At 42.7% G+C, this 17,938-nt stretch carries 8 protein-coding genes; all 8 read left to right on the forward strand.

Going from position 1 to position 17,938, the window contains the following annotated elements; all coding sequences use genetic code 11:
- Nucleotides 1-230: 230 nt before the first annotated feature.
- The 8 genes from PLE34_RS02880 to PLE34_RS02915 all read left to right on the forward strand — a co-directional run bounded on the left by PLE34_RS02880 (nt 231) and on the right by PLE34_RS02915 (nt 17,937).
- Nucleotides 231-1,319 carry a FecR family protein gene (locus PLE34_RS02880; RefSeq protein WP_324554030.1) on the forward strand — a complete coding sequence of 363 codons (1,089 nt, stop codon included), beginning with the start codon at nt 231-233 and terminating at the stop codon, nt 1,317-1,319.
- 248 nt (nt 1,320-1,567) lie between these two features.
- The gene (locus PLE34_RS02885) at nt 1,568-4,903 is read left to right on the forward strand and encodes a SusC/RagA family TonB-linked outer membrane protein (protein WP_324554032.1); all 3,336 of its coding nucleotides are present in this window, start codon (nt 1,568-1,570) and stop codon (nt 4,901-4,903) included.
- A gap of 40 nt (nt 4,904-4,943) precedes the next feature.
- Nucleotides 4,944-6,689 (forward strand): RagB/SusD family nutrient uptake outer membrane protein, encoded by a 1,746-nt coding sequence (locus tag PLE34_RS02890; protein ID WP_324554034.1) that lies wholly within the window; start codon nt 4,944-4,946, stop codon nt 6,687-6,689.
- Nucleotides 6,690-6,863: 174 nt separating this feature from the next.
- On the forward strand, nt 6,864-7,970 hold the full coding sequence (locus PLE34_RS02895; RefSeq protein ID WP_324554036.1) for an alpha-L-fucosidase: 1,107 nt from the start codon (nt 6,864-6,866) through the stop codon (nt 7,968-7,970).
- A gap of 123 nt (nt 7,971-8,093) precedes the next feature.
- Nucleotides 8,094-11,060 carry a LamG-like jellyroll fold domain-containing protein gene (locus PLE34_RS02900; protein ID WP_324554038.1) on the forward strand — a complete coding sequence of 989 codons (2,967 nt, stop codon included), beginning with the start codon at nt 8,094-8,096 and terminating at the stop codon, nt 11,058-11,060.
- Nucleotides 11,061-11,219: 159 nt separating this feature from the next.
- A complete protein-coding gene (locus tag PLE34_RS02905; protein ID WP_324554040.1) occupies nt 11,220-13,853 on the forward strand; it encodes a glycoside hydrolase domain-containing protein in 2,634 nt (877 codons plus the stop codon).
- A gap of 490 nt (nt 13,854-14,343) precedes the next feature.
- The gene (locus tag PLE34_RS02910) at nt 14,344-16,830 is read left to right on the forward strand and encodes a hypothetical protein (protein WP_324554042.1); all 2,487 of its coding nucleotides are present in this window, start codon (nt 14,344-14,346) and stop codon (nt 16,828-16,830) included.
- A gap of 198 nt (nt 16,831-17,028) precedes the next feature.
- A complete protein-coding gene (locus PLE34_RS02915) occupies nt 17,029-17,937 on the forward strand; it encodes a metallophosphoesterase (RefSeq protein WP_324554044.1) in 909 nt (302 codons plus the stop codon).
- Nucleotide 17,938: the final 1 nt, after the last annotated feature.

The following is a 17,938-nucleotide window of genomic DNA, read 5'->3' on the forward strand; positions in this document are numbered from 1 at the left end:
CGCTGGGATTCGCTTCGGATTTAAAATTTAATATTTGAACTTTATTTGGTTCTTGTTATTTGCTATTTGGTGCTTTGTATTCCCTTCGGACTTCGAAATTCCGGCTTCGGATTTAAAATTTACTTCAAATTTCCCGCTTCCCGCTTTACATCCTTCTATCAATTAAAAATATTTTATTACCCGCTAGGGGCTAAGGCTTGTTATTGTGTCCTACATATACAACGCATATAATGAAGGAAGCCAGGATTTATATTTTATTTGGAAAAAAGTTAAGTAATGAAGCAACGAAAGATGAGCTGAGTGAATTGGAGCAACTGTTGCAGGAGAAGCAGGTTGAGCCTTACCTGGCAGAGCTGCTACAGGAGATCTGGCAAAAGAAAGCCAGGGTAAATGAAACGGAGCTGGATGAAAAATGGGAGCGTACTGCTTCACGTTTCCCGGCGGAAACAGAAGATACTACTGTTTTTCCCGGGTTTCAGCGGCAGGCAAAAAAAGTGTTGTTTCGCCGGGCTATGGGTGTAGCCGCAGGTTTGGCAGCGCTTGTGTTATTAAGCATATGGTTATTTCAGCCTTCACAAAAACAAACACTTGTAGCCGGAACTGGAGCCGGTACGAAGGATTCTGTAACCGTGGCCAGGAACGGGGAAAGAAAAAAAATAATATTGCCCGACAGTACGGAAGTTCATCTGAATAGTGGCAGCCGCCTGGTATACAATAAAGACTTTGGTGGTAATAATCGTGAAGTGTGGTTAAGCGGGGAAGCTTTTTTTGAGGTAACCAAAGATGCGGCTCACCCTTTTTTAGTGAATACCAGCCGGATGATGGTGAAGGTGCTGGGTACGGTTTTTAATGTAAAGGCGTATAACACAAAAGAAGATATAGAAACAACAGTAGTAGAAGGTAAAGTAGAGGTTAGCCTGAAAGAAGATGCCGAGAAAAAAGTGATTTTATTACCCAATGAAAAAATTTCCCTCAGGAACAGCAGCATAGCAAAAGAGGAGGGGCATGCGCATACGCTTTCTACCCCGCTTAGCTATGAAGTGCAGACCGTAAAGCCCGATAAAAAGGAAACGACCATACCGGAAGAAGCGGTATGGGTGAAAGAAAAAGTGGTTTTTACCCAGGAACCACTTGAGATAGTAGCGCTGAAAATGGAGCGCTGGTATAATGTGCATATTCATTTTAAAGATGAAAAAATGAAACACTTACTCATGACCGGTGATTTTGATAATGTAAGCCTTAATGAGGCGATGCATGTATTACAGATCATGGTAGGGTTTGCGTACGATATAAATGGCAACGATGTTTTTATCAGGTAATGCTTATACATACATATTATAAACCCAAAAACTTGCTTATGATTTATTACGATCCGCCATAAACAATCCATAAAAAAGGGAAGAGGTTGGAACTCTTCCCCGAAAAAGCTAATGTACTAAACCGTGGAATCAGCCAGACTGTAGGGACAGCTTATTCCCCTTTATTAACTTTTCAATTCAAATATATGAAAAAAAGCAGGTACAGGCTGCATGATATATGCAGTCCGGTATTTAAGTATTTACTGTGTATGAAAATAACTGTTTTGTTGTTGGTCATTCCTTTTCTCCACGCCACTGCCGAAGGGTATAGCCAGGAGAGATTTTCACTGAATTTAGATCAGGTTGAAGCTGCAAAGGTTTTTGCGAATATCCAGAAAACAAGCGCTTACCGCTTTTTCTATCTGCAGAACGATATCAAAAAAATTGGTAAAATAAATATCCATGTTACGGATGCTACCATACCGGAGATCATGCAGAAAGTGCTGGGCAATACCCTGGCCTATAAGATTTTGAATAATTACATGGTGGTAATCTCCCCCAGCCAGGCAGACCTTGTTAGCCAGATAGATGTGCGTGGCAGGGTAACAGACGAAGCCGGCGAGCCACTGCAGGGAACATCTGTAAAAGTAAAAGGTCAGAGTGTTGGTGTAACTACTGAGGCTGATGGCTCTTTCTCTATTGCCGTAGATGCGAAAGCTGTGCTGGAAATAAGTATGGTAGGATACGAAACCATAGAAATACCGGTAAATGGAAGAAATCAGTTAGACAATATTGTGCTGAAAATAGCCGCTTCAGGGTTGGATGAGGTGATAGTAGTGGGGTATGGCACGCAGAAGAAAGCGTCAGTTACAGGAGCCATTGCTACCATGAAAGCCGATGAGGTTAAAGACATCCCTGTTCCCAATCTCTCCAGCGCCCTTGCAGGGCGGTTGAGCGGTGTATATGTGAATCAGAGTTCCGGTGCACCCGGTTACGCTCCCGCAATTCGGGTACGCTCTGTAAATACCTGGAAAAGTACAGGTAATGATCCATTATATGTCATTGACGGTATAATATCAGATAAGCGTCTGTTCGATGCAATGGATTATAATGAAGTGGAGAATATCACTGTTCTTAAAGATGCGGCTTCCGGTGCTATTTACGGTGCCCGTGCGGCAAACGGGGTAATTCTGGTAACTACTAAAAAAGGAGCATCAGGAAAATTTCAGCTTAATTACAGCTACTCATACAGCTTTGACAATCCTTCTAAAATACCGCAATATGTAGGGGCTAAAGATATGGTAAGGCTGAATAATGAAGCACGTACTTACAGGGGATTACCTCCAATGTATGATGATGAGGAGGTAGCTTTTTTTAATGAAAATGATCCAGCCAAAGCATGGTATACTTTGGCTTACCGTGATCCTACATTGCAACGCCATTCCATTTCTGCAACCGGGGGATCCGATAAGGTAAAATATTTCCTGGGGGGCTCCTATTTTGATCAGACAGCTTTTATAAAAAATGCAGATTTCAAGAAATATAATTTCCGTTCCAATATAGATGTAAATTTCACAAAGAATCTTACCGGTACTTTTAATGTTGCTTATAACCAGGGAACCAAAAAAAGGTTCGCAATGCAGGAGGACCTGGTAGGATTTGATGTTAATCCTCAGTTTGGTAATTTATGGGGACGTTTGCTTTATTACCTTCCTAATGTACCACCAAAAACATCTGACGGAAAATTCATTAACCCCGGCTGGATAGGAAATCCCCTGGCATTCGTTGAAGAAGGAGGTACGAATACAAGGGTTGAACGGAATGTTGCTTTATTGCTTGGTTTAACATACAAAGTTCCATTTGTTGAAGGCTTATCCGTTTCCGGAAAGTACAGTCCGAATTATGTAGCTACCACAATGAAGTTGCATGAGCTCAAAACCACCTTATACGATGTGGTAAGAGAAGGTACCAATGGTGCCATTTATACTGATGAAGTGATTGGCACTATTAAATCAGCATATCCGAATAAAGAGCGGTTAGCCAAAATACAGGAAGCAACCGATAATTACCAATTGAACTTCGCTGCAGATTATACCAAACAATTTGGGAGGCACAATATTGATGCTGTTTTTATTTACGAGCAGAGTGAAGGTGCATACGACTACTTTTATGGCGTGCGGGAAAACTTCCCACTGGTACAAAATGACCAGTTCTGGGCAACTTCTGCTTCTAGAAATGATTCCTATGTAAGTGGTACGGAAAGAGAATTTGGACGTGCTTCCTATATCGGCAGGATTGTATATAACTATGATGAAAAATATTTTGTTAATGCTACTGCCCGCCGTGACGGTTCTATGCTTTTTGGCCCTGATTACCGCTGGGGAACCTTCCCTTCTGTATCGGCAGGTTGGGTAATATCGAAAGAAACGTTTTTTAAAGCAAAAGATATAGACTTTCTGAAACTGCGCGGTTCCTGGGGATTGGCGGGAAATGATGCAGTGGGTGGCTGGAAATGGAGTGAGTCTTATGGTGTAAGCGGCGATTATTTATTGGGTACGGCTCCGCAGCCACGTGTTACTTACAATGGAATTGTAAATGAAAAGCTGACATGGGAAAAAACCAGGGAACTGAATTTAGGCATCGACGCACGTTTATTTAATCGCTTTTTGTTTACTGCTGAATATTTCAACAGGCACAATTATGACATTCTTGATACAAGGATAGCTTCTTTACCTGTTTCTTTTGGGGGAAGTATGCCTCCGGAAAATTATGGAATTGTAGACGCACATGGATATGAGCTTGAATTGGGTTACATAGGCAGTGCAGGACAGGTGGAGTACGGAATTAAGGGCAACTTTTCCTATGCGGCAAATAAAGTGAAGCTGAGGGATGTGGCTCAGAATGTTCAGGATGTTGATAATCCGAACGGACGTCCTACGGATTATATCAGGATGCTGGTTGCTACCGACATTATCCGCACTCAAAAAGATATAGACGACCTGCCTTCCGCTTATACGATCTATGGCCGTGCACCGGAACTGGGTGCGCTTAATTTTGAAGATGTAAATGGCCAGGATGGCATTCCCGACGGCAAAATTGATGATTATGACAGGCAGGTGCTGAAAGGAAAGCATGCGCTTAATCCGTATACTTTTGGATTAAATCTGAATGCAGGCTGGAAAGGACTGAGAATTGATGTATTCTTCCAGGGTGTTACAGGCGGATCGAAATTGTATGATGATGGATATGGCAGAAGATTCTTTGACGGCGCAAGACCGCCTACCTTCTGGTTAGACTCCTGGTCGCCTGATAATATTGATGCCCGGTATCCGCGGCCTGTTACATGGGATTATACTATGGATCATCTGCCTTCAACGTTCTGGTTAAAGAATGGAAGCTTCCTTCGTTTACAATATGTAAATCTTTCCTACGCGCTTCCAAAAAGCTTATGCCAGAAAATCACAGTGTCAGGTATATCGTTTTTCGTGTCAGGAACAAACCTGCTGACATTCTCGAAATATGATTATCATGATCCCAATGTTGGAAGTATGAATGCTTATCCAACGATGAAGACATTTACATTTGGTGCAAATGTTTTATTCTGATCAATTTTATTCTTGTTTAGTAAAGTATAAAAGCAGCAATATGAAACTAATTAAAATATTATTAAGTGCTTTTTTATGCCATTGTTTGTTCAATGGGTGTAGCCCTTTAGATAAATCGAATCTTGAGGCATTGGGAAGTAAAGATATCCTGACAAATCCCGCAGTTGCAGAAGCGTATGTAAATGATATTTACGCCAACTTTATGCCCGCACCATTTACTGTTGGCAGAAGAACAGATGAAACAATGGTGGTGAACGGCGAATATGCAGAAGCACTAAGCGCATACCTGAATGGTACTTTAACTTCCGATACTTATAATGATTTTCCTTATGATAATATAAGGAAGATCAACCTCTTCCTGGCGCAAATAGATGACGCGACGTTTGATAACAGTATCAAAGGTTCATTAAAAGGACAGGCGCTCTTCTGGCGTGCATGGGCCTATTTCAGGATGGTTAAAGCTTATGGGGGCGTTGAATTGATTTTAGCACCCGAATCGCCGGATAATGAACAAGCTGTTTTTGTTCCCAGGAGTAAAACTTCAGAATGCTTTACCCAGATTTTAAAAGACATTGATGAAGCTATTACATTGGTAGAACCTGTTAGTGCAATTGGCCGTATTGATAAGTGTGTTGCTATGTCTTTTAAAGGCAGGGTATTGCTGTATTGGGCCAGTCCTCAGTTTAACCGGGCTAATGATCTTTCACGCTGGACTGATGCATATAATGCGAATAAGGATGCCCTTACATTTTTAGGTGAGCACGGCAAAGGGTTGTACAACAATTATAAAGAATTGTGGACCGACGAAATGAACAAAGAGGTGATTATGGTAAAAAGATTCCAATATCCGGGATTTGCCAATGGCTATTCTCAGGCTTGTATGCGCCCTTTGCTGTATGCACGTGGTTGTGTAGGAGGAAATATTCCTTCACTTGAATTAGTGAATGCATACCCAATGAAGGATGGGTCAAAATATGATCCGGCAACAATGGACTACAGGAAATTATTTCAAAACCGTGATGAACGTTTTTACGCTTCTATTGCATATAACGGCGCTGAACCTTTTCTGGCCGAAATGTTTGGGAAGGAAAATATGTGGACATATTTTTATGATGCGGACGGGAATGCAGCTACTGGTATAAACGGTAAAGAAGCCAGGGCCGATAACAGTGAAAATTTATTTTCCCATTCAGGATTTTATCCTGCTAAAATGTTGGACCGCAACATAACAAGAACGACCGTAGAGGATGGACAGGTTGACTGGATTGAAATCAGATATGCCGAAGTGTTGATGAACATGGCAGAAGCTGCAAATGAAATAGACAAAACTGACGAAGCATTGACGGTACTTTACCAAATTCGCCAGAGAGCCGGAATTGAACCGGGAGCTGGTGGGAAGTATGGAATTACTGCTGCAGCAATTCCTGACATTAGAAAGGCTATAATGGACGAACGTTTGGTTGAATTCGCTTTTGAAGGGCAGCGATTTTGGGATCTGCGCAGGTGGCGTATGTACGCTTCCACTTTTAATAGTTTTAAAGACAAATACTTTCATGGATTAAGGTTTGAATGGAACGGTACGGCTGCAAACCGGCCAACAGGTTTAACCGATATTAATACAATCTGGGATCAATTTACAGTAACAGAAAACGAGGATTACCGTCAAATAGTGATGCTGGATGAAGACAAGTATTCCTTCTTTGGCATACCAAAATCAGTTTTAGAGCGCAACAGCAAGATTGAGCAAAATAATACCTGGGGAGGAAACTTTGATCCTTTGCAGTAATTAAAATATATCCACTCCTGCTATAAAAGTTGCAGCGATATGTATTGTTTATGCGTAAGCCCCTGGTTAATAAACGGAGGGCTTACGCATACTATACTTTTTGATCTTTTGCATGGCTTAATGTAAGCTATGCAAAAAGCAAAAGAATTGCCGGTTAGTATAATACAAATAATAATGAAAATTTATTTGCTTGTTTTTTATATACCATTCTTATCTCTTTTTCTTTTTTTAGATGGAAAACGGGATGTAACAACCGATGTAGCAACCATAGTTATGCAGCCCATGGTTGCTAATAACGGGTATGTACAACATCCTGTGCCATTAAAAGATACTGTGCCTGAAACCAGTAGTAGAATTCCTGCTGAAAGAGCGGGGAATACGGATTGGTTTAAAGCGGCTGGATGGGGTGTTTTTGTGCATTATTTGTATAGCGTACAGTGTGCGGGCAACCGTATTAACACCATGGATGGCACAACCGATTGGGATGCCTGCGTGAATGAATTTGATACGGAAAAATTTGCAATGCAAATACAATCAACAGGGGCCTCGTATGTAGTCTTTACCATGATGCAGAGAACCCGTCACCTTATAGCGCCGAATAAAACCTTCGACAAAATAACCGGGTATAAACCGGGCGAAGCCTGTGCTAAACGCGACCTGGTGGAAGATTTGTATGCATCGCTTCATAAAAGAGGTATTAAACTAATGTTATACTGGACGGGTGATGGGCCGCGTGATGATGAAAAAGCCGCTAAGGCCATGGGCTATACTGAAAAAGTAACAGAAGCTTATGTACAGAAATGGGCAGATGTAGCTGCAGAATATGGGGAACGATATAAAGATAAAGTGGCGGGATGGTGGACAGACGGATGTTATGAATATATTGGGTACAACAAAGAAAAGTGGGCTATCCTCGCAAAAGGACTCCGGGCAGGCAATGCAAAAAGGATCATTGCTTTGAACAACCCTAAAATGACAAGCTCCAATTCATCAACGACTGAAGATGACTATACCACAGGTGAGCAGAACAAGTTTGGTGAAGTACCCTTGTCTCGCTGGCGTGATGGTGTGCAGTGGCATGTCTTGTCTTACCTCGGAAATGAGTGGGCCGCACCTGGCTTGCGGTATACCCCTGATTTTATGGCCGATTACATCCGTAAATGCAATGCCAATGGTGGTGTGGTGAGCATTGATATATGCTTGTTTAGAGACGGTAGTATAGAAACATCGCATCTTGAATCACTGAAAGGTATTTCCCGCCGGCTGAAAGGGAATAAATAATCTTCTAAAAATTATAAAAACAAACGCTTGAGCATATACGGGGTATTCTCCGCATTATAATAACAAATTCTATTTTTATAAAAGGGGGATAAAATATAACCGAACGGCAAACTTTCTTTGGAAATGAGAAAAATATTTTTGGGCTTTATATTAATTACTGTAGTGTTTTATGCGCAAAGCTATGGGCAATTGGTTACAAATGCATATTACAATATGGGACGCTCGGGTACTGTTACTTTTGCGGCTGCGCCGGAGATATTGAAAGATATGAGCGGCAATGGCAATGACTTAAAAAGCTCGGGTGCACCTTTGTTTTTCGCTGATGCGCCTGCCGATAAAAAACTGAATGGGGAAGGGGCCGTTTTATTCAAAGGGAATGCAGCTTACGCCATTAAAAAAAAGATAGGCGAGGCCTCGGGGAAATTTATTTTAGAAACCTGGGTAAAAGCAATTACGCTTAATAACAATGATGGGCATCAGGGAACAAATTTTGGCGTGGCGGCTTTCGGAAACCTTTCAAAGGGGTACGTCATCGCGCAGCAGGGATCTAACTGGGTGGCTGTTGTTGATGGCAAAGCATCTTATGTAATGGCGCCGGTTACGCCGGAAGTATGGATACACCTGGCATTGGTAAATGAAAATGGCAACGGAAACCTATATGTCAACGGGAAGAGGAAAGGTAAGTTTCGATTATCAAAACAAATAGCTGATAATTTTTCTTTGGCTAATGCAGGTAATAATGCCAATTTTAATGGGTTGATTTATGCCGCAAGGTTAAGCACATATGCTTCAAAATTTGATGCTAAAAAATACTTATTGCTTAATGTGGAAGAACTGCATAAAGAACAAAAGCAGGCCACTGAAAAGCAAAAATCGCTGATCGCATCATTAGCGGCGCTCCCGCAGGTAACAATGGTGAATGCATTGCATGCGGAGGTGGTAAAAGAAGATTGGCTGGTTACTCCGGTTAAGCAACAAGTAAAATTATTACTGCAAAAAGCCGGTAACGGTGAAACGGCAAAGCTTATGCTTACCAATGGACTGGTGAGCAGAACGTTTTATATTGGGGGTAATATTGCTTGTATCAGTTATAAAAACTTATCTAATGAAGCAGAGTATATTCGTGCCGTTAAGCCGGAAGCGCGGGTGATGCTCGACAGCGTTTGGCATAATATAGGTGGTTTGATTGGTCAACCTGAAAAATCATATTTCCTTGAACAATGGTGTACAGCCCTCGTTGCTGAACCCAATGCTTTTTATTTTTCAGGAATGGAGATCAGAGATCCTGAACCCCGTTATCCCTGGCAGGTTAAATATAATGCGGTAAATACTGAGTGGCCGCCAAAAGGATTATATATTATCATGCATTACCAGCCACCTGCCGCTATGAGTGGGGTAACCATTGATGTACACTACGAAATGTATGAAGGAATGCCGGTTATCCGTAAATGGCTAACGGTAAAAAATAATAAAGGAAGGGAAATTGTGGTGAATAAAATGGAATGTGAGGTACTGGCAGTATCACAAGACCAGGAAAGCCGTCTGCATGTGGAAAGCGATTATGCTTTCGCCGCGGTTAACAATACGCCCGAAGCAAGTGGTTCCACACTTTATCCTTCTGATGATAAAAATAACACTGCCCGTTTCGGATACGGTACCACGCATTGGGTAGTAGACCCGGATTATAATACCTGGGCCACCCATAATCCCGCAGAAGATCTTTTTCTGAAGAATCCGCATTTCAACTTGTTACTGAGCACACTCCATTTTGGGCCTTCGGCTCATGTGGCTAACGATTCCCTGTTTCATTCTTTCAGCACATTTGAATTATTGCATGATAATGATGACCAGGAGCGGCAAACCTTAGCCAACCGCAGGTTATATCGTAAGCTGGCGCCACAGGTATCCGAAAGCTTACTCACAGGCGGCATTACTTCGCAAGATCCCGTGAAACTGAAACAATTTATTGACCAGATGAGTGAGCTGGGGTTTGAAAGGCTGGATGTGATGGCGTGGCCGGGAATCAGTCATGATAACCTTGCCCCGGCATACCTGTCTTTGTGGAAAGAGGTAGCGGATTACGCAAAAACCAAAGGCATTATAACAGGTGGTTACGAACTGCAGGTAGCTTCGCGTGGAAGGGGCGCTGCATATGATTGTATTGCCCCGGCTACCGGTAAGCCTGGCAGCTTTTTCGGGCAAAGTGTATGCATCGCCAGTAAATGGCAGGATATATACTACCCTAAAATGTGGAAATTTTTTGACACCACAGGATTAATGTCGTTAAATGTGGATGGCCCTTATCATGGTGACGCGTGTGCAGCGGTTGATCATTCCCATCATCGCAATTATTATGATTCCCAATGGGAACAATGGAAATTTCAAACCAGTGTAATACATGAGCTGCAACGCCGGAATATGTATACGCCTATGCCTGACTGGTATTTTTTAAACGGGCAGGCTGCCACTGGTATGGGTTACCGTGAAGCCAGCGCTAATCTTACACCGCAACAGCAGTTGTTGCTGGGGAGGCAATATATTTATGACGGCACCTGGCATAAGGCGCCAACAATGGGCTGGATGACGCTTCAGTTGGTGGGGTTTTACTCCAATGATCCCCGTATCGGACTGGAGCCACTTTCGGAGAATATGGATCGCTACGAAGTGGGGCTTTTTCAGCATCTTGCCAGTGGTTGCCAGTTTACGGTAAGGGGTAACCGCTTATATGATACCCCGGAAACAAAAGCGATGGTAAAAAAGTGGACAGGCTGGTTCAAAAAGTACAGGAGTATCCTTACTTCGGATATCATTCATATTGGACGGCCAACGGGCAGGAGCCTGGATGGGATGTTCCATGTGAACCCGGAATTGGATACCAGAGGGATGGCGATTATATTTAATCCTACGGATCAGCCCATCAAAAATTTTTTCCGGTTACCCTTATATTATACCGGATTAAAAACTGTAGCAAAAATTAGAGAACAGGAAGGCATCCCGAAGATCTATACACTGAATCATAATTATGAAGCGGAGGTGCCGGTTGAAGTCCCTGCCGGCGGGTTTACCTGGCTGGTGGTGGAAGAAGGATAATACTATTTTTTTCCGTTGAAACCTTTTAAAAGGATTTGTGGATGAGCTTAGAGAATAAAGAATGAAAACTTTCAGGCCTCCGGAGTCATTTGCTTAACGCATTATGGGCGGCTATTAATATAAATGATAGTATTACTGTTGATAGAAAAAACAAATAATATGGTGAAAATAAAAAATGTTTTTTTATGTATTCTGCTATTCCTTAGCGTTAGCGTTTATAGTCAAACCGGAACGGGAAATTACATTTCACCGGAAGTGGCTGCAAAACAATATACGGTGCTGTCAAAGCAATCGTTTTACATTTTTCCCGAAACAAGAGATCATCCTGTTAAGTGGAATGACTCCTTGCAGGTATCGTGGTTACACAACGATTATTCAAAAAATAATTTTGTGTTGCAGGCGCAGCCGGGTGAATATTTTGTTTACCAGGTGGGGGTATGGGCTATAAAAACTGATCTGAAGAATATACAACTCAGTTTTTCTGATCTGAAAACCAAAAATGGGAAAATAATTTCTTCCCGGCAGGTGAGCTGTTTTAACAGGGGCGGCATTGATTACCTGGGAAATCCGTTTACAAAAAAAATAGACATTCAAAATGGTAAGGTACAGCCTTTGTGGATTGGCATGGATCTTTCGGGCATAACAAAAGGAACCTATTATGGTACCGCAACGGTATCGGCTAACAATAAAGCGCAAACGATAAAAATACAATTAGAGGTTGATGGCGAAGAAGTACGGGATCATGGTTTCAACGAGGGTAAACGCTTATCGCGCATGTACTGGCTGAACAGTACGCTTGGCATTAATGATGAAGTTACCAAAGGGTATGCGCCTGTAACCCGTAACGGCAATACGCTGCATATTTTAGGACGGTCCGTGACTATTGCCGCCAACGGCCTGCCTCAGGCAATCGCCAGTTATTTTACCGCTTCCAATCAAAGTATAGCACAAAAGGGCGAACCCATACTTAGCGAAGCATTACGCTTTGTAATTGAAAAGGAAAATGGTGATATTATTGCTTTGCAACCCGGCTCATTACAATTTACAGCACAGGCTCCCGGTTTTATAGCATGGCAGGTAAAAAACAGTTCGGCCGAATGTGAGCTTATTTGTTCAGGCAGGCTTGAGTTTGATGGCTTTGTAGATTACAAGCTGGCGTTAAAAGCTTTGCAACCTTTAAAGATCAGGGATATTCGCCTCGAAGTGCCGGTAAATAAAGAAAAAGCCGAATATATGATGGGACTGAACCGTGAAGGCGGCTTGCGGCCGGCTTCCTGGCAGTGGCAATGGGATACCGCTAAAAACCAGGACGCTTTATGGATGGGCGCGGTTAATGGCGGTTTGAGGCTTAAGCTAAAAGCAGAGAATTATACCTTGCCGTTGGTTAATATTTATTATGCCTTTAGTCCTTTGCATCTCCCTCCTTCATGGGGAAACGATAACAGGGGAGGGGTAGAGCTAAGTGAAAAAACAAATACGGTATGGGTTAAGGCTTATTCCGGAAACCGTGAAATGGCAAAAGGGAGCGTGTTAAATTATGATTTTGAACTGTTGATCACTCCTTTCAGAACGATCAGCAATGAAGTAAAATATGGCGACAGGTATTTTCACGGCGGAGGAACCGATGCGTTCAGCAAAATTGAAAAAGCAAAAAAAGCTGGCGCCAATATCATCAACATCCATCACGCAGAGAATATCTATCCTTTTATTAATTATCCTTACTTAGATGAAAATACTGGGGAATTAAAAACCCTGGTGGATAAAGCACATGAAGAAAAGCAGCGACTGAAACTGTATTATACCACCCGTGAGCTCACTAAAAATATTCCCGAGTTTCAGGCTTTTTACAGTTTGAACGGGGAGGTGCTGTTTCCTGGCCCGGGCAATGCCAGCCGCACGGAAGCATTGCATCCAAAAGGACCCAATGAATGGTTGATTAAAAACCTGAGGGAGAAATATATTCCCGCATGGTACAATATTGTGAAAGAAGGGGAATTTAAAGGAGAGATGGATCTTTCCGTTATTACCACACCCAACAGCAGGCTGAATAACTTTTATATAGGCGGGCTTGACTGGATGTTGCGGAATTTGAAGATTGACGGTGTGTACATTGATGATGCAGCGCTCGACAGGTTTACATTGCGCCGCGCAAGGAAACTGATTGACCAGTACCGCCCGGAAGGCAGGATGGATTTGCATAGCTGGAATCATTTTAATAACTGGGCCGGGTATGCCAGCTGCTTGAACCTGTATATGGACCTGCTGCCGTATTTCGACCTGGTATGGATAGGCGAAGGAAGAGATTATAACCGCCTGCCCGATCATTGGCTGGTTGAAGTGTCGGGTATTCCGTTTGGCTTGCCCGGGCAAATGCTGGAAGGCGGAGGAAACCCATGGCGGGGAATGGTATATGGCATCACTAACCGTGCGGGATGGACAGGTAATACCCCCGATGAATTGTGGAAATTCTGGGATCAGCACAGCTTTAAAGAAAAGGAGCTGACCGGCTATTGGGATAAAGCCTGCGCGGTTACTACCAATAATGAACACATCAAAGCGTCTGTGTTCAAAGGAAAAAAAGAAAGTATTATTGCCATAGCCAACTGGAGCAAGGAAGACCAGGTGAGTTCTGTGATTATTGATTGGCAGGCGCTTGGGTATGATCCATCTAAATGCACAATCAGTATTCCTTTTGTAAAGGACTTCCAGGAGGAACAGCCGCTGCAATCATTGAGTTCCGTAAATATTCCCGGTAAAAAAGGATATATGATTGTTGTTAAAGAAAATAACTAAACGAATATGAAGTATCTCAGGCTTTCCATGGAATTTTTTCGGGTATTCAGCAGTTGTTTTCTGGTATGGCTTTTCGGGCGCTGTTTCTAACAGGCCGGCTTTACCCGGCGAGGCAGTAAAACCTATCATATCATTGGATAGCAGGGCTCAAAAAATAAATAAAACAAAATAAGATATATCCCGGTAATTGTTGAGGGTAAAATGAATAGGGTGCATTTCAAATTGTCGCCAGTTGGTGCGGACACTATGTCCGTCAACTTAAGTTTTTTTAGAGGAGGAAACTGCATCTCACCTTCCGGCACGTGGAGACACGTGCCGGGGCAATCGCCGTGGTACGTGTCTCACGTACCACCACCAGGGCTTCTTTTTATTTAAGTTGACGGCTATGGTGCGGACACCGCCCACGGCAGGCCGAAGATGCGACAATTTGAAATGCACCCAAATGAATATGAATAGCTAATAAGTTTTGTACGTCAAAAATGTATATAAAATGCAGATAATTAAAAAAAGACTATGGGATTTATTCATGCCTTTGCTGGTTGTTTTACTCTTTATATCCTGCGGTAAAAAGGTTGATTTTAGTCTTGAAACAGATTATGTGACGCTTGGATTCGATGCACAGGGTAATATCCTGAGCATGAAGGAAAAAGCTTCCGGTAAAGACTATTTTCCGGCAGGACAAATAGCCCCGTTGCTCAGTTTATACAAAGATTCCGCATATACTTTGCCGGAACAGGCAAATTACAATGCTCAGGAACAATTGATCACGCTGCAATATCCCGGAGGGATAAAAGCTGTTGTTGGTATAAAAAACAAAGCAGCATACCTGCGCTTTGAATTGCTTTCGCTGGAACCACGTAATGGTACACAGGCAGTAGTGTGGGGACCCTATGCAACTACTATTGGTAAGCTGATAGGTGAAACAGTAGGCGTGGTAAGGGATACTGCGTTTGCTATAGGCATTCAGTCACTCAACATTAATACTATTGAAGGTATACCCGATGACGGAGACAATGCAGGTGGGGGCTCTTTTATTGATCCGCTGCCGGGGCAACATTTACCTGACTCATTGAAAGATAAAATCGGGCAACCTATTGCAACCGATGTAAACGGCGACGGGGATATGCCTGAATATGTGAGAATGTACAGGGGTAGCCTGGCTGTAAAAAAGCCTTACGGCAGTGAGCTGCGTTTATTTGCGCGCGACCGTAGGATTCCTCAAACAATAGGAACGGGAAATAAAATACAATACGTAGCATCCATCAACAGTGATTTCGCCGGGAGCGCCATTGCTTTTTTTGGCTGCCCCGAACCTGAAGTATTGAATGTGATTGAAGAAATTGAATTGGGCGAAGGCCTGCCGCATCCAATGCTGGATGGTGAATGGATAAAGCGTTCGTCAAGAACGGGCGAGGCCTACATGATGTACGAAGGAAAGAACATGGACAACTGTATTGAGTATGCGAAGAAAGCCAATTTCAGGCTGGTACATATTGGAGATATTTTTGAAAGCTGGGGGCATTTCGGGCTAAAAACCGCGCGTTTCCCGAACTGTGCTGAAGATATACGCAAACTTACCGCTAAGGCCAAAGCCGAAGGTATTTCACTGGGTGTGCATACCCTTACCACGTTTACAGGCACTAATGACCCTTATGTGTGGCCTGTACCAAACGACAGCCTTTGCAAAACAGGCAGCTCGGTGCTGGTAAAAGATATTGGTGAGCATGATGATGTAATTTATGTGAAAGACCCCACCTGGTTTAAAAATACCGGATCAACGCATACTGTTAAAATAGGGAAGGAATTAATATCATACAGAACGGTTTCTGAAGACGCGCCCTGGCGATTGCTGGATTGTGTGAGAGGGCAGTTTAAAACTGCAAAGGCAAGCCATAAAGCCGGTGCTGTTGTTGATAAGCTTGCCAATAACAGTTACAAAGGTTTTTTGCCCGATATTTATTTACAGGATGAGTATGCCAGGCGTATGGCGGAAGTATGCAATGAAACGGGTATAGACCTCATGGATTTTGATGGTTTTGAAGGACTGGAGGCAACCGGGCATGGAGCTTATGGGGAAAATAAATTTATAGACCTGTGGTATAAAAATCTTGACAGAGACAGATTGGTTTGCGGTTCTACAACCGCGCATTATTACTGGCATATTTATGCTTACATGAACTGGGGTGAGCCCTGGTATAGCGGACTACGGCAAAGCCAGATCAACTACCGGATAGAGAATCAACGTTATTTTGAACGCAATTATATGCCCGGCATGCTGGGGTGGTTTAAGCTGGAAGGAACATATCGCCCCGAAGAAATGGAATGGATACAGGCAAGAAGTGCCGCATTTAATGCGGGCTACCTGTTGCGTGTAGACGAAAGCATTGAAAAAAGCGGATTTAAAGAAGAATTCTTTGAAGCCATACGGGAATGGCAGAAAGCAAGAAAAGCCAAAGCGTTTACCGCAGCCCAGATTGAAAAATTTAAAGACCCCAAAAACGAGTTCCATCTTGAAAAAACAGGGGAAAGCTCATGGGCTTTATACCCGGTGAGCCTGCAAATGGAATATGAACACAAATACAGAAGCGTACAAACCGGTGAGCCTGTTGCTACGCGTGTTAAAATAAATAATCCATTTACCGCGCAATCTGTTCAGCTTTATATTACAGCTACTGCCGCTGAAGGAAATAGAACCGCAACGGTATCTCAGCTTCGGCTGGAAATCAACAATTATCAAACACTCGAAATAAATGAACCGCTGAAAGCAGGAGACAAACTGATCATTGACGGCAAGTCTGTGTACCTCTGCGACGCCACATGGAACAAATTAAAAGAAATCAAAGCCGGCGTTTTGCCGAAATGGTCGGAAGGAGAAAATGAAATTGTGATAAAGAGTGATTTTTCAGGCGGGCAGGCCCCTGTATTAAAATTTGATTTTAAATGTGTAGGTGCGGCGGAGGTCGTATCGGCAAAGTAAGCGGGAGAATACTATTGGCTTGTAGCACTATATAAAATCAAAACTGATCCATTTAACGGAAGCATCGGAAGTTATTAATATAAACGAGCAGTTAGTTTAGGAAAATGTCCACAAAGGTTAAACAGGCGTTTGTTTCTACTTACGCCTTATTTTTTTATCTTTCAACTTCTTTCTTCGTATTCAAAAACAAAAACTTAGATGAACAGGAAAAAGTTTCTTTTATCGTGGGTGACACTGATCGCAGGCACTAAACTGTTGCTTGCAGGAAGTGAAAAAGCAGTTGCGGCTCCCGCAATAAGATTTGGTATAGTTACAGACCTGCATTATGCCGACCGGCTTCCTAATAACAGCAGGTATTATAAGCAGTCCTTAACCAAATTATCCGAATGTATTGAGCTGATGAATGAGCAGGGTGTGGATTTTCTTATTGAGCTGGGCGACTTTAAAGATCAGAATATTCATCCCAATGAAGAGGAAACCCTCCGGTTCCTTGAAACCATTGAGTTAAAGTTCAGGCAATTTAAAGGACCGGTATACCATGTTTTGGGTAACCACGATATGGACTCTATTTCAAAAGACCAGTTTTTAAGTAAGATCCATAACAGCGGTTTTTCAAAAGCCAGGAGCTATTATTCCTTTAATGCGAAACGTCACCATTTTATAGTGCTGGATCCCAATTATACCCGGGAAGGTATCGGCTATGACCGCGGGAACTTCGACTGGAAAGATTGTCATGTTCCTGAAGAGCAATTAAAATGGTTAGAAGAAGATTTAAGGAAGCATCACCAACCTGCTGTTGTATTTATTCATCAGCAACTGGACGGCCCGGCTTTTGATGGCGATCATGCCAGGTATTGTCCGGATAATGCAGACCGGGTGAGAGCGATCCTTGAACGATCGGGTAAAGTGCTTGCTGTTTTCCAGGGTCATTATCACGAGGGAGGGTATAATGTAATTAACGGCATACCTTATTATACCTTGAAGGCTGTAATAGAAGGCGACGGGGCTCAGAACAACAGCTATGCTATTGTGGAGATCTGGAAAAATCTGAATACAGCAATAAAAGGATACCGGAAAGCCGTTTCAAAAACACTGGTCAAATCTTAAT

Origin of the sequence: Agriterribacter sp., assembly GCF_035445465.1 — a bacterium.
Classification (GTDB): Bacteria; Bacteroidota; Bacteroidia; order Chitinophagales; family Chitinophagaceae; genus Agriterribacter.